This window comes from Niastella sp. sgz303648 (genome assembly GCF_059587045.1).
The window spans coordinates 175,329-197,424 of record NZ_JCAPSW010000004.1 but is presented as its reverse complement, the minus strand read 5'-3'; the positions used below and the strand labels follow the sequence as shown (position 1 = coordinate 197,424).

The following is a 22,096-nucleotide window of genomic DNA, read 5'->3' as shown; positions in this document are numbered from 1 at the left end:
ATGGCGTTTAGTTAATAATTTTTATTTCCTGCAAAGGCGAAAGCAGTTTATAGTTTGAGGTTCTTTTATTCAGTTTGAAGTTTGAAGTTTGTGGTTCTTTCAGTGAATCTTGCCATGCAATTTTGATCTTAATAATGAACTCCAAAGCGCGGCAGCAACCACAAACCTCAAACCCCGTCCGACCGGGTCATCCGGGCGGGCACAAACCAGAAACACAATTTAGCGCGGCAGCAACTACAAACCACAAACAAGACATTTTCCCGATTTATTCCTCTTTTTCCAAAAACGAGAACAGTATATGCCGTCAAATGCACCTAAGCGTTTGTTTATCAGTGATTTATTTTTTGGCATTTTAATAGGATGTGTTGTAGCAACCCTATGGAGGGATGATAGTAATTCTCTCACTTTAACTGTAACTCTTATGATTGCTACAAATGTTATCACCACCCGGCCCAACCCTTTCATAACCTCTATAACACTTGAGATAACGACATCGGAAGACAGACCCGGTGTTGTTCGTATGGTGGATACCGAAGGTAAGATCATCAGCTTGTTTTTATGGAAGCTGAAGAAGGGCGTTAATATCAGCAATATTAATAACCTTAATAAGCTGGGTAATGGAATGTATTTGCTGGATGTTATGGATGAAAAAGGCCATATTATGTGCAGCACTAAAGTAATAAAGTAAATGACCAACCGAACACGAATGACTATTGAACACAGATACAGGGTTCTGCTCATTGTACAGCAGAAACCTGTATCGTTTACAGGAAACAGTTGCCGAATTTCCCAATTTAATAAAAACTAATCCCAAACTGAGACAGAATTGCATGGAATAGATTGTGTATATGGCTGATTATGAATAACTTGAAAAATGGCATTGCATTAGCCACCTTAATTTAAACTATTTAATTGTGATACCATTAAACCATAATCATCCGGAAAAGCACAAGTCAGATAAAAGCACTTTATCGATCATGCAAAAGTTGAATCGGATTCTGGAGATTAACCAGAAAAGTACCGATGATAATGCTACTTCTGAATATTCAAACACCGAAATTATGATCCCTAAAGTGATTGTGCGCCCAAACCCATTTTTTACATCTATTACACTCGACGTAACCTGTTCACAGGGCAAGCATGTAATTGTGCGAATGTTCGATGAAGATGAAAAAATAGTAAAAATGTTCAGCTGGTTTCTTGTAAAAGGAATTAATATAACCAACATTGGCGAAGTATCGTTATTGCCATTGGGCAATTATTCGCTCGACATTGTAGATCTGGAAGGTGATGTATTATACAGCACCCTCATTTCCAAAGGATAAAAAGTGAAAGATTAAACCCCTAACCCCTGCTGAAGGAGTTGTTTGCAAAAACGACTCCTTCTTTTTTTTAAGTCGGGAAGTCCGAAAGTCCGCAAGTCGGAAAGAAGTATCCTGTGTATTTGTTTTACTTCCGGACTTTCTTTCGGACTTTCCGTCTTCCGGACTTTTTTAAATAATTTTGGGCATGACTAAGCTCAGTGTAAACATCAACAAGTTTGCCACCCTGCGCAATAGCCGCGGTGGAAATAACCCCGATGTGGTAAAAGCGGCTATAGATGCCCAGCGGTTTGGCGCCGATGGCGTAACCGTACATCCGCGCCCCGATGAAAGGCATATACGATACAGTGACGTACGCGCGATTAAAAAGATCATCAGTACCGAATTTAATATCGAAGGGAACTGCAGTGAACAAAAGTTTGTTGACCTGGTATTGGAAAACAAACCTCATCAGGTAACATTGGTGCCCGATGCAGAGGGGCAGCTTACATCCGACCACGGATGGGATACCATCAAGCACCGCGATTACCTGCGCGAAATGATCGGCGTATTTAAGTCGGCCGGTATCAGGGTCTCAATTTTTGTTGATCCGGTTATCGATATGGTAAACGGCGCTGCCGATACCGGTACCGATCGCATTGAGTTGTATACCGAAGGGTTTGCGCGGCATTACCTGAGTGATAAAGAAAAAGCCATTGCTCCCTATGTGGCAGCCGCTAAAAGGGCTAATGAGCTGGGATTAGGTATTAATGCTGGTCATGATCTTGACCTGAATAACCTGGCTTATTTTTCACAACACATCCCCGGCTTGCTGGAAGTTTCAATTGGTCATGCATTGATTTGCGATGCGTTGTATCTTGGGTATGAGAATGCCATTCAGTTGTATAAACGGCAGTTGCTTTAAATAATAAAAAAAGGAACAGGGAATAATGTGTTCGCATCATAATTCGCTGTTCCTTGTTGTCTGATTCAGGGTCTTTTTTCCTTAAGTCTTGTGTTTTGCTTTCCTTTGCCTTGAGCCCTTGAGCCTTAAACAAGTACATCCTGCCATTCTTCCTCTTTATCCAACACCGATTTGGCAAAAGGGCATAAAGGAACGATTTTAAGATTATGGGTGCGGGCATATTCAACGGCGGTATGAACCAGTTGTTTACCAACGCCTTTTCCTGATAAGGAGTCATCAACTTCGGTATGTTCGATGATCATTTTATTGCCCGTCATAGTATAAACCATTTCAGCCGCAATAGCGCCATCCTGACCTACATAAAACATACCTTTTCCCTGGAGTAGTTTGTGTTGTATAAGCATAATGTATTTGGAATAATGCAATGTAATAATTGCAAAAATTATTTATACCGGCAAGCGGTCTGGGGGGTATAGGGGGAAATTGAAGGGCTGTTATGCCTATACTGATGAAGATCAGCTGATAACCACGCCTGGTCAATTCACGGCTAAAATTCGTATTTTTATTTGAAATAATTGAGTATGGATAAGAAGAAACTCAAAGAAAAATTTCACCAATATATTGATAGTCTGGAAGATGAAACAGAATTGTATATGCTTCACGAGGCAACAGTAGAATATAAAACAAAAGAAAATAAGGATATATTGGATGAACTAACACCGAACAATTGAAATGATTGGAGGAGTCAATTAAACAGGCTGATGAAGGAAAAACGATACCTCATTCGGAAGCAATGAAATTAGCAAGAACATGGCTGCAAAAATAAATTGTAAGAAAAAAATTTGGTCAAATCATTTTTGCAAAGCACTTTTGTAAACATAATGAAAAAGCAATTACAAAATAATCATTGGTGGTGGCATACAATCCTTAAACGAGGCATGTAAGCTGCTATTGTTGTTTATTTTAACACCATATTCAGGGCCTCGATGTATAATCGGGGCTTTTTTTATTTCATAATTGATAATGAAAAAGATTAACATCACCACCAACTGTAAAAAACTACTGGCCGATGTATTTACACCGGTTGGTATTTATCTGCGGGTTCGCGACCGTTTTCGCGATACCGTGCTGCTCGAAAGCACCGATCACCATGCTGCAGAAAACAGTTACTCCTTCATTTGCATCAATGCCATTGCAGGTATCGAAATCACTTCTGCCAAAAGCATAGAATTTAAATTGCCCGGCCAGCCACCCGAAAAAACGGCCATTTCAAATACCGCCGAAGTGCCCGAAATGCTGTGGGAATTTATGAACCGGTTTGAAATAAGTCCGGGCAGTCGGGAAGCAGGCTTTGCACAGGGTTTATACGGCTATACCACGTATGATGCCGTGCAGTTTTTCGATACCATTCACCTCGGTATCGAACGCAAATCGCCCAACGGCCAGCCCCTTATTCCCTTAATGCGTTACCGCCTATACCAGTATGTAATTGCCATCAACCACCATAAAGACGAACTGTTCATCTGCGAAAACATTATGAACGGGGTCGAAAGCGAACTGGCTGTGGTTGAATCGCTGATACGAAGTAAGGATGTGCCCGTTTATCCTTTTAAAACAAAAGGCGTTGAGGCCAGCAACATGACCGATACTGATTATATGGATATGGTGAAGAAGGGCATTCAAAGTTGCCTGCGGGGCGATGTATTTCAGATCGTGTTAAGCCGTTGCTTTGAACAGGGCTTTACCGGCGATGAATTTGCCGTATACAGGGCATTACGCAGTATCAATCCATCGCCCTATCTTTTCTTTTTCGATTATGGCGATTACAAGCTTATGGGGTCTTCGCCCGAAGCACAGCTGATCATGAAAAACGGTAAGGCGGTGGTACACCCTATAGCGGGCACGTTTAAACGAACCGGTGATGATGAAGTCGATCAGCGCGAAGCCGAACGCCTGTTGCACGATGCCAAGGAAAATGCCGAACATGTGATGCTCGTTGACCTTGCGCGCAACGATCTCAGCCGCTTATGCGATGAGGTAAAAGTTGAGCATTACCGCGAAGTGCAATATTATTCTCATGTCATACATCTTGTGAGCGAAGTAAGCGGCAAAGTGCGGGCTAACAGTAACCCCTTTGAGCTGATGGCCAAAACTTTCCCCGCCGGCACCCTGAGCGGAGCGCCTAAATTTAAAGCTATGGAACTGATCGACGCCTATGAGCCAACATCGCGCAGTTACTACGGAGGCGCTATCGGTTTTATGGGTTTCAACGGACAATGCAATCATGCTATCATGATACGTACCTTCCTCAGCCGCAACAATAAACTGATTTATCAGGCAGGGGCAGGTGTGGTTGCCGCCAGTAAACCCGAAAGCGAATTACAGGAAGTAAACAACAAACTGGGTGCTTTGAAAAAAGCCATTCTGTTTGCCCAGGAAATAAATTAATTATGTACCCGGCTGAAGTAATGCTGTCATCGTCCCTTGCGTCGCACACTTCAGCAGCATATCATAAATGAACAGTATGAAAATACTTGTATTTGATAACTACGACTCTTTTACCTACAACCTGGTACACCTGGTTGAAAAGATATTGCATCAGAAAGTAGATGTATACCGCAACGACCAGATACCATTGGAGAAAGTAAAAGACTACGATAAAATAATTTTATCGCCCGGGCCTGGTATACCCGAAGAAGCAGGTTTATTATTGCCCCTCATAAAAGAATATGCCGCCACCAAATCGATACTGGGCGTTTGTTTGGGCCACCAGGCCATAGGCCAGGCCTTTGGCGGTGAGCTGATCAATTTGAGCACCGTGTATCATGGCGTGGCCACGCCGGTGAAGATCGTGAAGCGGGAAAGATCAGTGGTCAGCGGTCAGTTGTCAGTGGGCAATAAGCAAAAGGCAATTGGCAATGCGGCAAAAACAAGTGAGGTTATAACCGAGGACCCTCACTCACCACTCACCACTCACCACTCACTCTTCACCGGCCTGCCCGATGAATTTGAAGTTGGCCGCTACCATAGCTGGGTGATAAGTGAAAAAAATTTTCCGGCCGAGCTTGAAATCACTGCCCGCGATGCCAATAATTACATCATGGCATTGCAGCACACTACATACGATGTGCAGGGTGTGCAGTTTCACCCGGAAAGTGTACTAACCCCACGGGGAGAAGAGATATTAAGAAACTGGCTAACTGTCTAAACTGGGATGTGTGGGATTTTGGGGATAGGTGGGATATGAGATGCACACGGGGTTTTATAGCAAAACCTCCTTTATGACAAATTTTAAGTATGGGGAAATAACCGAAAAGATTATCGGAGCATCCTTCAGAATTCACAATACGCTGGGTACCGGATTTCAGGAAGTGATTTACCAGCGGGCATTGGAGTTGGAATTAAAAACAAACCAGATAGAGCATGTGCGGGAATTTGAAATGCCTATATATTATATGGATCAGCGAATAGGTACAAGACGAGTAGACTTTTTAGTAGATGGTAAAATAAGCGTAGAATTGAAAACAGTTATCAAATTGGAAGACGTTCATCTGGCACAGGCAATGAATTATCTCGAAGCATACAATCTTGAGATAGGCCTGTTAATAAATTTTGGAAGCAAACGATTAGAGTTTCACAGATTCACTAATAAAAAATTTAATGACAAAATTATGCAGCATTAATATTGGGGTATCCTTATCCAAATCCCAAAAATCCAACAAATCCCAGTAACAAATCCCAGTCAAGATGAAAAAGATACTACAATTTCTGTTCGAACATAAAACGCTCAGCCGTGAGCAGGCGAAAGATGTTTTATTAAACATTGGTAAGGGCGTTTACAATGAACATGAAGTAACGGCTTTTATGACCGTATACCTCATGCGCAGTGTTACCATTGAAGAATTACAGGGCTTTCAGGATGCGCTGTTGGAGCTGTGTGTAAAGGTTGACCTGAACGGCTTTCCGGTGATTGATATCGTGGGCACAGGCGGCGACGGAAAAAATACCTTCAATATTTCAACGCTCAGCTGTTTTGTAGTGGCAGGTACCGGACAAAAAGTGGCCAAGCATGGCAATTACGGAGCATCATCTATCAGTGGTGCATCGAACGTAATGGAACAGTTGGGGTATAAGTTTAAAAACGATGCAGCCCGGCTGAAAAAAGAAGTAGACGAAGCCAATATTTGTTTTTTGCATGCGCCGCTGTTTCATCCGGCATTAAAAACCGTAGGGCCCATCAGGAAAAACCTGGGCATGCGCACTTTTTTCAATATGCTGGGGCCCATGGTAAATCCGGCTTTTCCGCCCTATCAGCTGGTGGGGGTGTACAACCTCGAAATGGCGCGCATATACAACTACCTGTTGCAGTTAACCAATAAAGCCTTTACCATTATTCATGGCCTGGATGGGTACGACGAAATTTCGCTTACCAACGATACCAAAGTGATCACCAATAACGGCGAAAAGATAATGACGCCCGAACAACTGGGCAAGCGCATGGTGAACCCATCGGATATTTATGGAGGCAATAGTGTTGAGGAAGCAGCCAAAATATTTGCGAAGATTTTGAAAGGAGAAGGAAGCTGGGCGCAAAATGCGGTAGTGTTGGCCAATGCGGCCATGGCTTTACATTGCACCGGCAATTTTAAAACCTACGACGAAGCCTATGCCAAAGCAGTTGAAAGCCTCGAAAGCGGAAAGGCTAATGAAGCACTGAAGAAGCTGATTGCTTTACAATAGCGGGTTGCAGGTAGGGAGTGGCAAGTGGGAAACAGGAAGTAAGAAGTAGACAATAGGCAACAGGCAAATAGCGGGTTGCCGGTAGAATGCAGGTTTGAGTTGTGAACGAATTCACTATTGACCATTGACCATTCATCATTCACCATTGACCATTCACGACATGAACATCTTAGATAAAATAATTGAACACAAACAAAAGGAAGTTGCCGAACGCAGGGCACGGGTATCTGTTCAGGAACTTGAAAAACAGGAACTGTTTAAACGGCCGGTTTTATCGCTTGCAAAATTTTTGTTAGATGAATCAAAAACCGGCATCATTGCCGAGTTTAAAAGAAAATCTCCATCAAAAGGCATTATTAACGACAAGGCAGATGTGGTTGCCGTAACCTCGGCCTATGCCCGCTATGGTGCCTCGGGCCTATCGGTGTTAACCGATGAAAACTTTTTTGGAGGCAGCACGGCCGACCTCCTGAAAGCAAGAGTGAACGAAGTGCCCATTTTACGTAAGGATTTTATGATCGATGAATACCAGATCGTAGAAGCCCGGGCAATGGGAGCCGATGTGATTTTGCTTATTGCCGCCTGTTTAACACCCGCCGAAGTAAAACGGCTGGCTGCTTTTGCCACCTCGCTACAGCTTGAAGTATTGCTCGAGTTACATGGCGAAGAAGAGCTGGAGCATATTTGCGACGAAACAAAGCTGGTAGGCATTAATAACCGTAATCTGAAAACATTCGAAGTTGATATTGAAAGAAGTTTGAAAATGGCTGAGCGCATTCCTGCTGATAAAATTAAGATCGCCGAAAGCGGTATCAGCTCTGCTGCCAATATCAAACTGTTTAAGCAACACCACTTTTGTGGATTTTTGATTGGTGAAAATTTTATGAAGGAAGCGGAGCCAGGTGAGGCATTTCGTAAATTCATAGCGCAACTGTAATGATACATATTGTAACGATTGCATGGCCAAAACCCTAACTAACACTTAAATCTGACTACGCTATGCGAGTAAAAGTTTGCGGTATGACATTGCCTGAACAACTAGAACAATTGGGAGGAATGGGCGTCACCTTTGCGGGGTTGATATTTTACCCTAAAAGTCCGCGGTATGTATTCAAACACCTTACCACCAGTCAAATCAGAAAAGAGAACAGCGTGAATAAGGTGGGGGTTTTTGTAAATGCAGGCATCGAAGAAGTATTGCATATGGTAGATGAATGCCGCCTGCACATGGTTCAGTTACATGGTGATGAAACGCCCAAGTATTGCGAAAAAATTGCCGACTATGTATCGGTGGTAAAAGCCTTTCGCATCAGTGAGAGTGACAATATTGAATGGATGATACGGCCGTATATGGATGTGTGCGATATGTTTATGTTCGATACCATGGGCGCAGGCTATGGCGGTACCGGAAAAAAGTTCAACTGGAACATGCTGAAAGATGCAACCATTGGTAAACCCTTTTTTTTAAGCGGTGGCATTGAACCGGGTGATGAAGAAAAGCTGAAGGAATTTACCAACCTGCCTATTGGCAAAGCTTTGTTTTCGGTTGATATCAACAGCAAATTCGAGGTAACTCCCGGTATAAAAGATATGGCGAAAGTGAAGGAGTTTGTGCTGAAGCTGAATGGATAAAACTTATTCTATGGTACAGATACGAAAAGCAATTGAAAATGACCTTGAAGGCATGTTGTTGATATATAACGACATCATCCTGAACACCACTGCGGTGTACGATTATAAACCGCATACGATCGAAATGCGGATGCAATGGTTTACAACCAAACTGGAACAGGGCTTTCCGGTTTTTGTAGCAGAAGAGAATGGCAAAGTGGTTGGGTTTAGTTCTATCGGTCCTTTTCGCGCATGGGCGGCGTATAAATATTCGGTTGAGAACTCGGTATACGTTGCTGCCAGCGAAAGAGGCAAGGGCATTGGTAAATTGCTGATGCAACCGGTAATTGAAGCGGCCGAACAATTAAACATGCATACCATTTTGGCCGGTATCGATGCCACCAATGATGCAAGCATTCAGTTACACCGCCATTTTGGATTTGAAGAGGTAGCGCATTTTAAACAGGTTGGTTATAAATTCGGTCGCTGGCTCGATTTGAAGTTTTTGCAACTGGTGCTGAAAACACCGGAGAATCCGGCAGAGTAATAATTAAACCATACGTTATGATACAACTGGGAATCATGGGCGATTTTGATGCATCGAATGGTACGCACACCGCCACCAACGATGCATTAGATCATGCCGCAAAAAAACTGGGAATACCATTTCGATACGAATGGGTAGGAACCGAACGCATTGAACCGGAGTTTGATACCATTTGCCGGTTGTATCGCGGTTTGCTGATTGCCCCGGCCAGTCCGTATAAAAGCATGCAGGGCGTACTTAAAATAATTGAATATGCCCGACTGCATAAAATACCAACCCTGGGCACCTGTGGTGGTTTTCAACACATGGTTATTGAATTTGCGCGTAATGTTTTGGGCATACAGGATGCGGAACATGCCGAAACCAATCCCTATGCATCGAAGCTGGTCATAAATCCGTTAACCTGTTCATTAAAAGGACAGCCGCTCGAAATACAAATAATCGACAAAAGCTCGCTGGCCTATGCGGTGTTAAAAACGGATACAATCGTCGAAAATTATTATTGCAACTTTGGATTGAATCCCGAATATCAGCAGCAAATACATGAAGCCGGATTCAACATGGTAGCCAGTGATAAACATAATGAAGCGAGGATGCTCGAGTTAAAGGATCATCCGTTTTTTATTGGCACACTGTTTATACCACAGGCCAGTTCAACATATGAAAAACCACATCCTATAATAACAGCGTTGCTTACTGCCATGGAACAGCAGTTGGCAAGTAGAAAGGTTGAAAAGTTAACAAGTTAAAAAGTTTTTCCAACAGGTTAACTTTTCTTGTTAACCTGAAAACTGAAGCTAATAGAATTACAAATGACCACAACAAAAACATATCAGCAACCCAACGCACAGGGATATTACGGAAAGTTTGGCGGCGCATACATACCCGAAATGCTGCACCGCAATGTGGAGGAACTGAAATCGAAATACCTCGATATCATTTACGATGCCTCGTTTCAGAAAGAATTTAAAACTCTGTTGCACGATTATGCAGGGCGTCCTACGCCGCTGTATTTTGCCCAACGGTTAAGTAAACAGTATGGTACGCAAATTTACCTCAAGCGCGAAGACCTGTGTCATACCGGTGCACATAAAATAAATAATACCATCGGACAAATTCTGCTGGCGCAACGACTGGGTAAAAAGCGCATCATTGCCGAAACAGGGGCCGGTCAGCATGGCGTGGCTACCGCTACCGTATGTGCGCTGAAAGGAGTTGAATGTATTGTGTACATGGGCGAAAAAGACATTGAACGCCAGGCGCCGAATGTAGCACGTATGAAAATGCTGGGAGCCACTGTGATCCCCGCTACCAGCGGCAGCAAAACGCTGAAAGACGCTACCAACGAAGCCATTCGCGACTGGATCAATAATCCGGTTGATACGCATTATATCATTGGAAGCGTAGTGGGGCCGCACCCGTATCCCGATATGGTGGCGCGTTTTCAAAGTGTGATCAGTGAAGAGATCAGATGGCAGTTAAAAGAAAAAACAGGCAGTGAGTTGCCAACCCATGTATTGGCTTGTGTGGGTGGTGGCAGTAATGCCGCCGGTGCTTTTTATCATTTTCTCGATGAACTGAGCGTGCAATTAGTGGCCATTGAAGCTGCCGGGCATGGCATTCACAGCGGCCTTAGCGCTGCTACCACGCAGCTGGGCAAACCCGGCGTATTGCATGGAAGCAAAAGTTTGGTTATGCAAACAGAAGATGGACAGGTGGTAGAACCGCATAGTATATCGGCCGGTCTTGATTACCCCGGTATCGGTCCCCTGCATGCGCATTTGTTCGACAGTGGCCGTGGTACATTTTTAAGCGCTACCGACGAAGAAGCCCTGCAGGCCGCTTTTAATCTGGCAAAGCAGGAAGGCATTATTCCGGCGCTGGAAAGTTCGCACGCACTGGCAAGTCTCGAATACCTGAATCCTGTAAAAGCAAAAACATCAGCAGTACAGATACCTGAAAGGGCAAAGTTCAAAAGCGATTCGGTGGTAGTGCTTTGCCTTAGCGGAAGAGGTGATAAAGATATGGCAACGTATATGAAAGCAATGGAGAAATAAAACTGTTACATGTTACAGGTTGCAGGTTACAAGGCCCCTGAAACCTGTAACCTGTAACTTGAAACTTGAAACCTGTAACCTGTAACCGTATCCATGGTGTATAACCTTTACTTTAAGAAGGAACTTTAATAAAAAAAAATGAGCCGTATAAAGGAATTATTCGAGCAGAAAAAAAATAACGTTCTCAATGTGTACTGCACAGCCGGTTATCCAAAGCTGGAAAGCACCGTACCGGTAATGAAGGCATTGCAGGAAAGCGGAGTTGATATGATTGAACTGGGTATGCCGTACAGCGATCCGCTGGCCGACGGGCCCGTAATACAGGCAAGCAGCACAACCGCACTGGCCAATGGCATGACGATCGCTAAATTATTCGATCAGCTCAAAGGCTTTCGTCAGCAGATATACGTTCCTGTTATTTTAATGGGCTATATGAACCCGGTGTTGCAGTATGGCTTTGAAAAATTTTGTCAGCATGCGGCCGATGCTCCTATAGATGGATTGATATTGCCCGATTTACCCGAATATGAATTTGAAACCGAATATGGCGCTATTATACAACGCTACGGATTGAACTTTATATTTCTGGTTACGCCCGAAACCTCTGAAGAGCGCATTCGTAAGCTGGATAGTTTAAGCACCGGCTTTTTATATGCCGTTTCATCGTCATCTACCACCGGCAAAGACAAAGACATGAATGCCGTGAACAGCTTTTTGCAAAAGCTGCAGAACATGAAACTGAAAAACCCGGTACTGGTAGGTTTTGGCATAAAAGATAAACCTACTTTTCAGCAGGCCTGTGCGCATGCCAATGGCGCTATTATAGGAACGGCATTCATAAAAGCAATTGAAGGTGCGGTGGACGTAGTAGGGGCTGCGAAAAAATTTATAACAGATATTAAAAGCTGATAAAGCAATAAACCAATGGATCTGGTAATTATAAAATACAATGCAGGTAATATTCAATCGGTGCTGTATGCATTGGAGCGCATTGGTATGAACGCCATTGTAACCGACGACTACGAACAAATTCAAAAGGCCGATAAAGTTATTTTTCCGGGTGTGGGCGAGGCCAGCAGCGCCATGCGGTATCTGAGAGAACATAAGCTGGATGCTATTATCAAAAATCTGCAGCAACCTGTACTGGGTATTTGCCTGGGAATGCAGCTGATGTGCGCCTATAGCGAAGAAAACGATACCACGTGTTTGGGTATATTCGATGAGCAGGTGAAGCTGTTTAAGCCTTCTCAGGTTGATGAAAAAAGTGAAGGGGTTTTATACCCCCCCACCGGGGGGGATAGGGGGGGCCGGGGCCGTCTGAAAGTGCCCCAGATCGGCTGGAACAACATCTTCAACCTGAAAACAAAACTGTTCAGCGGATTACCCGAGAACAGTTATTGCTATTTTGTACATGGTTATTATGCCGCATTGGGCGAACACACGATAGCTACTGCCGATTATGTACAACCGTACAGCGCTGCACTGCATAAGAACAATTTTTATGGCGCCCAGTTTCACCCCGAAAAAAGTGCAAAGACCGGTGAACAGATTTTGAAAAACTTTTTGAGTATATAATATGCATATACAACGAGTTGGCCTTGATGATGTATGGGCCATGCGGCAAAGCGTAATGTATCCACACGAAAGCCTGTCGTTTGTACAACTTGAAGATGATGAACGAGGAATGCATTGGGGATTGTACACAACCGGTGAACTGATCTCCGTGATTTCGGTTTTTGAAAAAGAGGGTTCTGTTCAGTTCAGAAAGTTTGCCACAAAAATAAACATGCAGGGCAAAGGGTATGGAACCGCTTTGCTTAAATATGTAATGGATCAGGCGGTTACAACCAATAAGAAAAATATCTGGTGCAATGCCCGAACATCGGCCATTGACATTTACAAAAAGTTCGGCATGAAAGCAGTTGGCGATACCTGGCAGAAATATGGTATTGAGTTTATTAAAATGGAAAAACAATTACAGCAACAAAGTATGCAGATCATTCCCGCTATAGATATTATCGACGGAAAGTGCGTGCGGCTTACGCAGGGCGATTATGAACAAAAGAAAATTTACAACGAACATCCGCTTGAAGTGGCCAAACAATTCGAGGATGTGGGATTGCATCGCCTGCATCTCGTTGATTTGGATGGCGCCAAAGCAGGCGCCGTAAAAAACTGGAAGGTGCTCGAAACAATTGCCGCAAAAACTGCTCTGGTGATCGATTTTGGCGGTGGCATCAAATCAGAAAAAGATGTAAACATTGTATTTAATTCAGGAGCGGCGCTGGCAACCATTGGCAGCCTGGCGGTAAAAAACGAAGCTGAATTTGTGAAATGGTTGTTACAATACGGTGCCGATAAGTTTTTGTTAGGCGCCGACGTAAAAGATGAAAAGATCACGGTAGGCGGCTGGCTCGAAACCACCGATATCCGGATATACGATTTTTTGCAGAAGTATATCGATCAGGGTGTGCAGCAGGTATTTTGTACCGATGTAAGTAAAGATGGTTTACTGGCAGGCCCCGCTGTTGATTTGTATAAAAAAATTATTGAGCGTTTTCCATCGCTTCACTTTATAGCCAGTGGCGGCGTTAGTTCGGTAAAAGACCTCGAAGAGCTGGCCGCTGCAGGTTGCAAAGGGGTGATTGTTGGAAAAGCGATTTACGAGAATAGAATTTCATTGCAGGAGTTGAAAGCAATAAACAATAGGCAGTAGGCAATTGAACAAGCCGTGCCACGGTTCAAAACTGTGGCACGGCTCCGGGCAATTGGCCGTTCACGTTATAAATGAAAAATAAAAATGCTTTGTAAGAGAATCATACCATGTTTGGATATTAAGGATGGTAGAACTGTGAAAGGGACCAACTTTGTGAACCTGCGCGATGCAGGTGATCCGGTTGAGCTGGGTGCATTATACGCACAACAGGGCGCCGACGAACTGGTATTCCTTGATATTACAGCCACTGTTGAAAAACGAAAAACGCTGCGCGAGCTGGTGAACCGCATTGCACATCATATCAATATACCTTTTACAGTAGGTGGCGGCATCAGTAGTGTTGAAGATGTGAATGCCCTGCTGCAAAACGGGGCCGATAAAATATCGGTAAATACCGCAGCCTTTAAAAATCCGCAGCTGATCAATGATCTGTCGAAAGAATTTGGCAGCCAGTGTGTGGTGCTGGCCATCGATACCAAACAGGAAGAAGATGGTGAATGGTATGTGTACCTGAATGGCGGTCGCCTGAAAACCGATACCCGTTGTTTCGACTGGGCCAAACAGGCGGTAGACCTGGGCGCAGGTGAAATATTGCTCACCTCCATGAATCACGATGGTACCAAACAGGGCTTTGCGTTAGATATAACCCGGCGGCTTGCGGTGAATTTGCCGGTGCCGGTAATTGCTTCGGGCGGCGGCGGCACTATGCAACATTTTGTTGACGTGTTTGAGCAGGCTCAGGCCGATGCTGCACTGGCTGCCAGCATATTTCACTTTAAAGAAATCGCAATTCCGGAATTAAAGGGATATTTGCAGCAGCAACAAATTTCGATAAGACCCGTATAAGGCCCTGAGCGTAGTCGAAGGATGACTTTCTAAGCCCTGAGCGTAGTCGAAGGGCGGTCATGTAGAAGTCATCAGAAATTTAATACGAACAAATTTCTATACGACCTGTATGATAGTCCTTGTTCTCTTTTTATTGTGCCTTGCTTTAGGTGTGTTTATATATATGAAACATAAACAAACTGAACGGGAAATTCATAAGAGAGAACGGTTCGAAGAAAAACAGGAGCAATTATTAGAAATTTTGAGAAAGCGAAAAGAAGAAAAAAATAAATAAAGTTGGCAATTTGTGGATGCAATGCGGAGAGAGAGGGATTCGAACCCCCGGACCCACAACCCGATGGCATATTACAATAGCCAACTTCAGCAATAAATTATTCACCATTCACCATGAAAATAGATTTCAAAAAATACGCCGATGGCCTGGCGCCTGCTATTATCCAGGACTTTAAAACCCATAAAGTGCTGATGCTGGGATTTATGAACGATGAGGCCCTGCAAAAAACAATGGCCGAAGGAAAAGTAACTTTTTTCAGCCGCAGCAAAAACAGGCTGTGGACAAAAGGCGAGGAGAGTGGCAATCACCTGCTGGTAAAAGAAATTTTGAGCGATTGCGACAACGATACCCTGCTTATAAAGGCCGACCCCCTTGGACCTACCTGCCATACCGGGGCCGATACCTGCTGGAGCGAACGCAACCATGCCGATGATTTTTTGTATTACCTACAGGATATCATTGAGTTACGCAAAAAAAGCCAGGACGAAAAGTCGTATGTTAAACAGCTTTTTAATAAGGGAATCAATAAAATTGCCCAAAAAGTGGGGGAGGAAGCCGTGGAACTGGTTATTGAAGCAAAAGACAGCAATGAAGACCTTTTTTTAAACGAAGCCGCCGACCTGCTTTTCCATTATTTGGTATTACTTAACGCAAAAGGTTATAATTTGCAACAGGTGGTTGGTATATTGCAAAACCGCCATTCAAATAAATAGTTTTTCAATGAAGAAGTTGATACCAGGGCTTTTTTTACTTTTTTTAATACCTGTTTCATTGCTTGCCCAACAAAAGGGCTTTGTTATAAAAGGCACCATAACCGGACTTGCCGAAAATTCAAAAGTTACACTCACCGATTTAAATAAGCCTACCGATACGGTGGCGCGGGGCGTAGTAAGCAAAGGCAGTTTTGTATTAAAAGGCACTCTGGCTGAGCCCAACCTGCATCAACTGAACTTTGATGTGGCCGGCAAAAAAGCGGTGCTGTTTATGGGTAATGAAACGATCGCCGTTAAGGGCAATATCGACAATGTTCAGAAGCTGGATGTAAAAGGATCGCCGGGCAATGATGATTTTATGCAGTTTCAGGGCATCTTCAATCCTTTATTTCAAACACTTACCACCCAGAACCAGCAAATAAATGCACGGGGAGGCTCCCTTCAACCCACCGATTCATTAATGGTAGCCTATAAAAAAACATATGACAATATAGTAGCCGCTATCGACAAATTTGTTGTTGACAAAAAGGCTTCGCCGGTAACGGCGTTCATGTTGCTGGTAACAAGGCAGCTGGAGCAGGACCCCGTAACGCTTGAAAAAAGATTTAGTCAATTAAGCGCTCCGGTGCAACAGGGTTTTTACGGTAAGATATTGCAGGAAAGCATAAACGAAGGAAAAATAGGATCGATTGGCAGTGATGCCATGGACTTTACTCAAAACGATACTACCGGTAGCCCGGTATCGCTCACTTCATTCAGGGGTAGATATGTATTGATCGATTTCTGGGCAAGCTGGTGCAGACCCTGCCGTATGGAAAATCCAAATGTAGTATCGGCCTATAACCGCTTTAAAGACAAAAACTTTACCGTGGTTGGTGTTTCGCTCGATAAAGCCCGCGACCCCTGGATACAGGCTATAAAAGATGATAATCTTACCTGGACACAAGTGAGCGACCTGAAATTCTGGAATAACGAAGTTGCCCGCAAGTATAAAATTGAAAGCATTCCTCAAAACTTTCTCATCGATCCCAGCGGAAAGATCGTTGGCAAAAACCTTCGCGGCGCCGACCTCGAAAGCAAATTATGCGAATTGTTAGGATGCAAGTAAGTTTTAATAGCTGAGATAATAAGTGCACTTTTAATAAAAAGGCCGTCCCGCAATCAGCGGAGACGGCCATTCTTTTTGTATTTTGTATTCACTTCAACATTCAACATTCGATATTCACTTATTCATTTCTCATTTCAAATTCCTCATTTCTAATTATTGATGTCCTTGCCTTCCTGCAGGGTTTTAATCATCTTTTCAACATTGGTTTTGTTGCCGTTATCGGGTGCATGTGTAAGTGCTTTCTGGGCAAATGGCAATGCTTTTTTATAATCGCCTATAGCCGAATATCCACGCGCCATGCCAACCTGTGTGGTGAATTCATTGGGATTCTTATCGTAGTTTATTTTAAACACTTCGAACGCTTCTTTACCTTTTTTCTGCTGCAGTAACTGCCGGGCATATGCGTGAACCTCCTGAACGGTGCCCATGGCCAGGCCTTCTTTCATCAATGCCTGCGCTTCGGCTTCGCGGTTCATTTTTTGTAAATACTGCGCTTTGGTTGATAGGGTTATAAAATTCTTTTGCCCTATGAATGGTAAGCTGATGGCGTTTTCGGCCCATTGAAAGCCCTCCTCGAGGTTAACGTTGTTTTGCAAACAGAACTGAGCTGCCTGGTTAAAACTTTGCCATCCGGGGTTGAACCCTTTTTCACTGCGCAACTCACGGCGGAAAGATTCGAGCTGCAGGTTGTTATAATCCGTTTCAACTTTAAACGGGATCTTCAGCTTTTCCCACATCAGGGCAATGGTGGCCCCTGTATTGGTTTCATCGGTAAATGCGTAGGTTAACCATTCAACGCTTTTATCGAGCGGTTGTGGTTTTACTTTAACGCGCAAAGCATCTTCTTTGGGATCGTAATAAAAACTGCCCCACGAAGTAGAGTTTTTTGAAAAGATGATCGTGCATTCATCGGGGTCATAGGCAATAAAGAAACCATAGATGCCGGCAGGCAATGCCTGTCCTTCGATGCTTACAGGTGTAGAAAATTCAATGGTTGTATTTTCATTAGCCCCTGCACGCCAGGGAGCGGCTTTACTGGTGCCAAATCCTAAATCGGTGAAACCTTTATGAACCAGGTCGCCCCATATTTTGCCTTCACGGCCTTTAACACCCGGCCGGTCGTAATGAATGGTAATGTCGGTAATACCTAAACGTTCGCCCACCATGGCTTTTTTATTACCGCCATTAGGAGGTACCATTAATTGAGCAAACGAAGCAGCATGAAACAGCAATGCTGAGCAGGCAATCAAAATCTTTTTCATTTCAGTTAGTTTTTTGGAGTAAGGAAATTAATCAATTTGAAAATTTGAAAGCGGGCCGAAGTGGTTGGGTGGTTAACCTGTTTGATGGTTGGGGTTAAAGGTGTTTATATTTTTTCCTTTTTCCCGCTTTCAATGCTGCGGTAAATGGCTTCAATGATTTTTATATCCTGACGGCCCATTTCGCCGGGTATGCAGCTTGGCTTATTCTGCAATATGCTTCGGGAAAAATCGTCCATCTGCAAAGCCTGCTGATTGATGTTGGCGTCGAAAGCCATAGGGCCCTGTGGAGTAGTGCCTACCATACCACCGTAGCGGTAGGCCTCTGATAATTCGAACCAGCCTTTTTCGGCTTTGGCTTTCAGGTAATTTATATGTTTATTGTAGCTGGCTGTTCCTTTGGCGATAGTACCGCCGGGAAATTCAAGCGTAAAGTGAATGGTTTCATCTACTTCCTTAAAAATATCGGGGCGTGTTTTTTCTTCCGTTGCCATAACATAGGTTGGTTCGGCCCCGGTTATATAACGGGCGCTCTGTATGGCATAAATGCCCATGTCCATCAATGCGCCGCCGCCTGCCAATGATTTATTCAGCCGCCAGGCATCGGTATCATCGCTCCAGCGAATGCCATTACCACATTCAATTTCCTGAACAGCGCCATATACCTTTTGCTGGCCAAGCCGCATCATTTCGCGGTTATAGGGTTCAAAATGCAACCGGTAGCCGATCGACAGCATACGGTTAGCTTTTTTACAGGCCGCAATCATTTCATCGCACTCGGCTGCATTCAATGCCATGGGTTTTTCGCATATCACATGCTTGCCTGCCCGGGCCGCCCGTATAGTAAATTCTTTATGCATCGAAACGGGCAATACAATGTAAACGATGTCGATATCTTTATTATCGGCTATTTCATCAAAACGCTGATAGTTGTAAATGTTTTTAGCGGGAATGTTATACATCCCGGCCCATAATCTTTCTTTCGCGGGCGTGCCGGTTACAATACCGGCCAGGTAACAATGCTGTGTTTGTTGCAATGCAGGGCCTAACTGGTATGTGCTGTAACTACCCAAACCAACCAGTGCTATGCCGAGTTTTTTTGGGGTTGAGGAATAGGCGGCCAGGGTTGTAAGCGCCGGTGATAATATAGCGGTGCCTCCCAGCGACACATCACGTATAAAACGGCGGCGTGAATAATGATACGAGTTCGACATTACCAGCAAATTTTATAGAAGAATAGTGGTTATTAAAGTCAGTATTAACCAGTTATTCAATTTTCAGACCATAACCTGTTGTTCATAATGGCAGTTATATGTAAAAAGCAGTTGTAAGTTTTTTGCAGATTTTATCGCAAAAGGGGGGGTGAAAAACCAGCGGGGGCGTTGTCAGGATGCAAATAGTGCAGTATTTACAAGCGGGAAATTTTATCTCCGGCGATATTGTTTCAGGTTAAAGAATGCAGAGTACAAGGCTTGTAAAATCTGCTGTGGTTGTAGTGGGGAATATTATCTGCAACATGTAGGGTTACAAGTACAAGCTACGGGGGTTTCTCCCTGCAACCTGAAACCTGTAACCTGTAACTTTCTTAATCATCTCTTCTTTTACCACCGAATAACCTTCTGAAAAAGCCTTTCTTCTTTTTATCGTCTTCTACCACAGAATCTTTACCAAGCTGGTTTTTAGCATTGGTGGCTTCTTTCAGCACCTTTTGCTCTTCCATAGCTTCTTTTGATTCGGTAGGAATATTTTGTGTATCGGGTTTGCCCAGATAAGCGTCTACGCCGCCATTGCCAACATCTGCGCCTTCGGCGCCGGGGGGCGGTGTTTGCTCAATGGGATAAGTATAGTCGTAAAACTGCTGATTTTTCATGCTCTCGGGCTGCACAAATTTGGCCTGTCTGTCGAGCCCCAGTGTTTTATCGCCAAATGCTTTTGAAAAGAAATATTCCCAGATGGGCCTTGCGGCGGCGCCGCCATAACCCAGGCCGCTTTCGAGTCGAATGAACCGGTCGTCGCAACCGATCCACACGCCGGCCATCAACTGAGGTGTAAATCCAAAGAACCAGGCGTCGGAATTATCGTTGGTTGTACCGGTTTTACCACCCATTTCGGCAACGCCCAAACGGCCGCGTAAACCGGCGGCAGTACCGTAGTCGACCGGGCCTTGCATCATGCGTGCCATGGTATAGGCCGAGGCCTGGCTGATCACTTCTTTGCGTTCGGTATCGAAACGCGCCAGCACATTGCCGTTCTTATCTTCAATACGGGTAATATAAACAGGTTTAATACTAAAACCACCGGTGGGGAACATGCTGTAGCCCCACATCATTTCGTATAACGACAGTTCACAGGAACCCAAACTTATTGAAGGGTAGGGTGGAACCTTCGTTGGAATATTGATCTGATGTAAAAATTCGGCAAACCGCTTGGGTGTTGTTTGCTTGATTATATAAGCTGCCACTTCGTTGATTGAATAGGCCAAACCGGTGGCCATGCTGCGCATGCCCGATACTTTGGGATTGGGTTTGGCAGGCACATAACCCGATCCCGGGAAGTACTGCTGCGTGGCTTCGCACATAGTTTCGGGGGTAAAGCCATATTCTTCAATAGCCAGCGCATACAGGAAAGGTTTTATTGAAGAACCTACCTGCCGTTTCGTTTTAAGATTTGCGTGATCGTACTTGTAATTTTTAAAGTCGATACCGCCAACCCAGGCCTTTACCTGTCCGCTCATAGGATCGGTTACCATAAAAGCGGTTTGCAGCATTTCGCGATGGTATTTTATGGAGTCGAGCGGGGTCATCACGGTGTCTTTTTCCCGCTTGTTGTTCCAGGCAAATACCTTCATGTGCACTTTTTGTTTGAACGATTTTCTGATCTCATCATCGCTTAGTCCTTCGGCTTTCAGGTTCCTCCAGCGATCAGAATTTTTCATGTAATTCTCAATAATGTTTTCGTGGCCCTTCCATACGGCATCGTTACGCAGGCTTTTTTGGGCGGCCAGTACACGTTGCAGTACGGGCAGGTGTTTGGCCACTGCTTCTTCGGCATATAACTGCATACGCGGATTGATGGTAGTGTACACATGCAATCCATCTTCGTACAGGTCATAATTATCGCCGTCGGCCTTTTTATGCTCGCTGCACCATTTTTTCACATCATCGCGTATTACATCGAGGAAATAAGGTGCAATGCCGTTGTTTTCATTTAATTTTTTATAGTTAAGCCGAATAGGTTGTTTTTTGAGGTCACCTGCTTCGGTGGTAGTGAGGTAACTATTCCTTGCCATCTGGTCGATCACCGTGTTGCGGCGTTCGAACGAGGACTTGTAATTGGTTCGGGGATTATAGGTGCCGGTAGCTTTCAACATACCGATCAGCACAGCGGCTTCTTCAACATTCAGGCGATCGGGTTCTTTTGAGAAGAAGGTGCGGGCGGCATTTCTGATACCGTATACGTTATCACTGAAAGAAACGGTATTGAGGTATAAAGCCAGAATTTCCTGTTTAGTAAAATTCCTTTCGAGCTTAACGGCAATGATGTTCTCTTTTAATTTTTGTATCATACGGGCCACGCGGTTATCGGCCCTTTCATCGAACATGTTCAATGCCAGCTGCTGGGTAATGGTACTGCCACCGCCTTCTTTACCCAAAAAGAAAATGGCGCGGGCCAGCGACCGGCCATCGATGCCTGAGTGGTCGTAAAAGCGTTCGTCTTCGGTAGCCACCAGCGCGTCGACCACATGTTTCGAAATATCTTTATACTGTACAAAGCTGCGGTTGCCTTTTTCTTTGTAATATTTACCCAGCATGGTGCCGTCGTCGCCATACACTTCAGAGGCCAGGGTAATGGAAGGATTTTCCAACTGGGCCAGCGAAGGCATTTCACCAAATAAGCCAAAGCTTATAAGGGTGAGCATGAGGATAACGATAAGAAATCCGATAAGAAAGATTTTCCAGAAAATTTTAACTGCGCGCGTCATACCTGGGAATTTAGCAA

General features: G+C 44.2%; 23 protein-coding genes. 19 read left to right on the top strand and 4 right to left on the bottom strand.

Features of this window, described 5'->3' with window-relative positions; genetic code table 11:
- Positions 1–421 precede the first annotated feature (421 nt).
- From AC59IL_RS13505 to AC59IL_RS13495, 3 genes are all read left to right on the top strand, one after another.
- The gene (locus AC59IL_RS13505; protein WP_496552672.1) at positions 422–688 is read left to right on the top strand and encodes a T9SS type A sorting domain-containing protein; all 267 of its coding nucleotides are present in this window, start codon (positions 422–424) and stop codon (positions 686–688) included.
- Between the two features lie 226 nt (positions 689–914).
- On the top strand, positions 915–1,325 hold the full coding sequence (locus AC59IL_RS13500; protein ID WP_496552671.1) for a hypothetical protein: 411 nt from the start codon (positions 915–917) through the stop codon (positions 1,323–1,325).
- Positions 1,326–1,509: 184 nt separating this feature from the next.
- A complete protein-coding gene (locus AC59IL_RS13495) occupies positions 1,510–2,226 on the top strand; it encodes a pyridoxine 5'-phosphate synthase (protein WP_496552670.1) in 717 nt (238 codons plus the stop codon).
- A 125-nt stretch (positions 2,227–2,351) separates the two neighbouring features.
- Here AC59IL_RS13495 and AC59IL_RS13490 read toward each other — a convergent pair whose 3' ends face one another.
- Positions 2,352–2,630, bottom strand: a complete 279-nt coding sequence (locus tag AC59IL_RS13490) for a GNAT family N-acetyltransferase (protein ID WP_496552669.1) — start codon at positions 2,628–2,630, stop codon at positions 2,352–2,354.
- 177 nt (positions 2,631–2,807) lie between these two features.
- Between AC59IL_RS13490 and AC59IL_RS13485 the strand changes: the two genes are divergently transcribed.
- The 16 genes from AC59IL_RS13485 (at position 2,808) to AC59IL_RS13410 (ending at position 16,838) form a co-directional block, all read left to right on the top strand.
- Complete coding sequence (locus tag AC59IL_RS13485; RefSeq protein WP_496552668.1) at positions 2,808–2,957, top strand: hypothetical protein; 150 nt, start codon at positions 2,808–2,810, stop codon at positions 2,955–2,957.
- A 292-nt stretch (positions 2,958–3,249) separates the two neighbouring features.
- Positions 3,250–4,674 carry an anthranilate synthase component I family protein gene (locus tag AC59IL_RS13480; RefSeq protein ID WP_496552667.1) on the top strand — a complete coding sequence of 475 codons (1,425 nt, stop codon included), beginning with the start codon at positions 3,250–3,252 and terminating at the stop codon, positions 4,672–4,674.
- Positions 4,675–4,750: 76 nt separating this feature from the next.
- The gene (locus AC59IL_RS13475) at positions 4,751–5,434 is read left to right on the top strand and encodes an anthranilate synthase component II (protein WP_496552666.1); all 684 of its coding nucleotides are present in this window, start codon (positions 4,751–4,753) and stop codon (positions 5,432–5,434) included.
- A 73-nt stretch (positions 5,435–5,507) separates the two neighbouring features.
- Complete coding sequence (locus tag AC59IL_RS13470; RefSeq protein WP_496552665.1) at positions 5,508–5,909, top strand: GxxExxY protein; 402 nt, start codon at positions 5,508–5,510, stop codon at positions 5,907–5,909.
- Between the two features lie 64 nt (positions 5,910–5,973).
- Positions 5,974–6,966, top strand: a complete 993-nt coding sequence (gene trpD, locus AC59IL_RS13465; RefSeq protein WP_496552664.1) for an anthranilate phosphoribosyltransferase — start codon at positions 5,974–5,976, stop codon at positions 6,964–6,966.
- Between the two features lie 160 nt (positions 6,967–7,126).
- On the top strand, positions 7,127–7,903 hold the full coding sequence (trpC, locus tag AC59IL_RS13460; protein ID WP_496552663.1) for an indole-3-glycerol phosphate synthase TrpC: 777 nt from the start codon (positions 7,127–7,129) through the stop codon (positions 7,901–7,903).
- A 62-nt stretch (positions 7,904–7,965) separates the two neighbouring features.
- A complete protein-coding gene (locus tag AC59IL_RS13455) occupies positions 7,966–8,598 on the top strand; it encodes a phosphoribosylanthranilate isomerase (RefSeq protein ID WP_496552662.1) in 633 nt (210 codons plus the stop codon).
- A gap of 10 nt (positions 8,599–8,608) precedes the next feature.
- Complete coding sequence (locus tag AC59IL_RS13450) at positions 8,609–9,124, top strand: GNAT family N-acetyltransferase (RefSeq protein ID WP_496552661.1); 516 nt, start codon at positions 8,609–8,611, stop codon at positions 9,122–9,124.
- 17 nt (positions 9,125–9,141) lie between these two features.
- The gene (locus AC59IL_RS13445) at positions 9,142–9,873 is read left to right on the top strand and encodes a CTP synthase C-terminal region-related (seleno)protein (RefSeq protein ID WP_496552660.1); all 732 of its coding nucleotides are present in this window, start codon (positions 9,142–9,144) and stop codon (positions 9,871–9,873) included.
- A gap of 63 nt (positions 9,874–9,936) precedes the next feature.
- The gene (gene trpB, locus AC59IL_RS13440) at positions 9,937–11,181 is read left to right on the top strand and encodes a tryptophan synthase subunit beta (RefSeq protein WP_496552659.1); all 1,245 of its coding nucleotides are present in this window, start codon (positions 9,937–9,939) and stop codon (positions 11,179–11,181) included.
- A gap of 138 nt (positions 11,182–11,319) precedes the next feature.
- Positions 11,320–12,090, top strand: coding sequence for a tryptophan synthase subunit alpha (gene trpA / locus AC59IL_RS13435; RefSeq protein ID WP_496552658.1), 771 nt, complete (start codon positions 11,320–11,322; stop codon positions 12,088–12,090).
- Between the two features lie 15 nt (positions 12,091–12,105).
- Positions 12,106–12,756: an imidazole glycerol phosphate synthase subunit HisH gene (gene hisH / locus AC59IL_RS13430; protein ID WP_496552657.1), complete on the top strand. Its 651-nt coding sequence runs from the start codon at positions 12,106–12,108 to the stop codon at positions 12,754–12,756.
- Position 12,757: 1 nt separating this feature from the next.
- Positions 12,758–13,897 (top strand): 1-(5-phosphoribosyl)-5-[(5-phosphoribosylamino)methylideneamino]imidazole-4-carboxamide isomerase, encoded by a 1,140-nt coding sequence (gene hisA, locus AC59IL_RS13425; RefSeq protein ID WP_496552656.1) that lies wholly within the window; start codon positions 12,758–12,760, stop codon positions 13,895–13,897.
- A gap of 84 nt (positions 13,898–13,981) precedes the next feature.
- The gene (gene hisF / locus AC59IL_RS13420) at positions 13,982–14,743 is read left to right on the top strand and encodes an imidazole glycerol phosphate synthase subunit HisF (RefSeq protein ID WP_496552655.1); all 762 of its coding nucleotides are present in this window, start codon (positions 13,982–13,984) and stop codon (positions 14,741–14,743) included.
- A gap of 387 nt (positions 14,744–15,130) precedes the next feature.
- Positions 15,131–15,730, top strand: coding sequence for a bifunctional phosphoribosyl-AMP cyclohydrolase/phosphoribosyl-ATP diphosphatase HisIE (gene hisIE / locus AC59IL_RS13415; protein ID WP_496552654.1), 600 nt, complete (start codon positions 15,131–15,133; stop codon positions 15,728–15,730).
- A gap of 7 nt (positions 15,731–15,737) precedes the next feature.
- A complete protein-coding gene (locus tag AC59IL_RS13410) occupies positions 15,738–16,838 on the top strand; it encodes a redoxin domain-containing protein (RefSeq protein ID WP_496552653.1) in 1,101 nt (366 codons plus the stop codon).
- A gap of 149 nt (positions 16,839–16,987) precedes the next feature.
- Here AC59IL_RS13410 and AC59IL_RS13405 read toward each other — a convergent pair whose 3' ends face one another.
- The 3 genes from AC59IL_RS13405 to AC59IL_RS13395 all read right to left on the bottom strand — a co-directional run bounded on the left by AC59IL_RS13405 (position 16,988) and on the right by AC59IL_RS13395 (position 22,079).
- Positions 16,988–18,100 carry a DUF2911 domain-containing protein gene (locus AC59IL_RS13405; protein WP_496552652.1) on the bottom strand — a complete coding sequence of 371 codons (1,113 nt, stop codon included), beginning with the start codon at positions 18,098–18,100 and terminating at the stop codon, positions 16,988–16,990.
- Between the two features lie 104 nt (positions 18,101–18,204).
- Complete coding sequence (locus tag AC59IL_RS13400; protein WP_496552651.1) at positions 18,205–19,311, bottom strand: Gfo/Idh/MocA family protein; 1,107 nt, start codon at positions 19,309–19,311, stop codon at positions 18,205–18,207.
- Between the two features lie 371 nt (positions 19,312–19,682).
- On the bottom strand, positions 19,683–22,079 hold the full coding sequence (locus tag AC59IL_RS13395; protein WP_496552650.1) for a transglycosylase domain-containing protein: 2,397 nt from the start codon (positions 22,077–22,079) through the stop codon (positions 19,683–19,685).
- Positions 22,080–22,096 lie beyond the last annotated feature (17 nt).

Bases quoted from the DNA above. Each gene is read 5' to 3' on its own strand.
- AC59IL_RS13505 (WP_496552672.1), top strand. From the start codon at position 422: ATGATTGCTACAAATGTTATCACCACCCGGCCCAACCCTTTCATAACC.
- AC59IL_RS13495 (WP_496552670.1), top strand. From the start codon at position 1,510: ATGACTAAGCTCAGTGTAAACATCAACAAGTTTGCCACCCTGCGCAAT.
- AC59IL_RS13490 (WP_496552669.1), bottom strand. From the start codon at position 2,630: ATGCTTATACAACACAAACTACTCCAGGGAAAAGGTATGTTTTATGTA.
- AC59IL_RS13485 (WP_496552668.1), top strand. From the start codon at position 2,808: ATGGATAAGAAGAAACTCAAAGAAAAATTTCACCAATATATTGATAGT.
- AC59IL_RS13480 (WP_496552667.1), top strand. From the start codon at position 3,250: ATGAAAAAGATTAACATCACCACCAACTGTAAAAAACTACTGGCCGAT.
- AC59IL_RS13475 (WP_496552666.1), top strand. From the start codon at position 4,751: ATGAAAATACTTGTATTTGATAACTACGACTCTTTTACCTACAACCTG.
- AC59IL_RS13470 (WP_496552665.1), top strand. From the start codon at position 5,508: ATGACAAATTTTAAGTATGGGGAAATAACCGAAAAGATTATCGGAGCA.
- trpD (WP_496552664.1), top strand. From the start codon at position 5,974: ATGAAAAAGATACTACAATTTCTGTTCGAACATAAAACGCTCAGCCGT.
- trpC (WP_496552663.1), top strand. From the start codon at position 7,127: ATGAACATCTTAGATAAAATAATTGAACACAAACAAAAGGAAGTTGCC.
- AC59IL_RS13455 (WP_496552662.1), top strand. From the start codon at position 7,966: ATGCGAGTAAAAGTTTGCGGTATGACATTGCCTGAACAACTAGAACAA.
- AC59IL_RS13450 (WP_496552661.1), top strand. From the start codon at position 8,609: ATGGTACAGATACGAAAAGCAATTGAAAATGACCTTGAAGGCATGTTG.
- AC59IL_RS13445 (WP_496552660.1), top strand. From the start codon at position 9,142: ATGATACAACTGGGAATCATGGGCGATTTTGATGCATCGAATGGTACG.
- trpB (WP_496552659.1), top strand. From the start codon at position 9,937: ATGACCACAACAAAAACATATCAGCAACCCAACGCACAGGGATATTAC.
- trpA (WP_496552658.1), top strand. From the start codon at position 11,320: ATGAGCCGTATAAAGGAATTATTCGAGCAGAAAAAAAATAACGTTCTC.
- hisH (WP_496552657.1), top strand. From the start codon at position 12,106: ATGGATCTGGTAATTATAAAATACAATGCAGGTAATATTCAATCGGTG.
- hisA (WP_496552656.1), top strand. From the start codon at position 12,758: ATGCATATACAACGAGTTGGCCTTGATGATGTATGGGCCATGCGGCAA.
- hisF (WP_496552655.1), top strand. From the start codon at position 13,982: ATGCTTTGTAAGAGAATCATACCATGTTTGGATATTAAGGATGGTAGA.
- hisIE (WP_496552654.1), top strand. From the start codon at position 15,131: ATGAAAATAGATTTCAAAAAATACGCCGATGGCCTGGCGCCTGCTATT.
- AC59IL_RS13410 (WP_496552653.1), top strand. From the start codon at position 15,738: ATGAAGAAGTTGATACCAGGGCTTTTTTTACTTTTTTTAATACCTGTT.
- AC59IL_RS13405 (WP_496552652.1), bottom strand. From the start codon at position 18,100: ATGAAAAAGATTTTGATTGCCTGCTCAGCATTGCTGTTTCATGCTGCT.
- AC59IL_RS13400 (WP_496552651.1), bottom strand. From the start codon at position 19,311: ATGTCGAACTCGTATCATTATTCACGCCGCCGTTTTATACGTGATGTG.
- AC59IL_RS13395 (WP_496552650.1), bottom strand. From the start codon at position 22,079: ATGACGCGCGCAGTTAAAATTTTCTGGAAAATCTTTCTTATCGGATTT.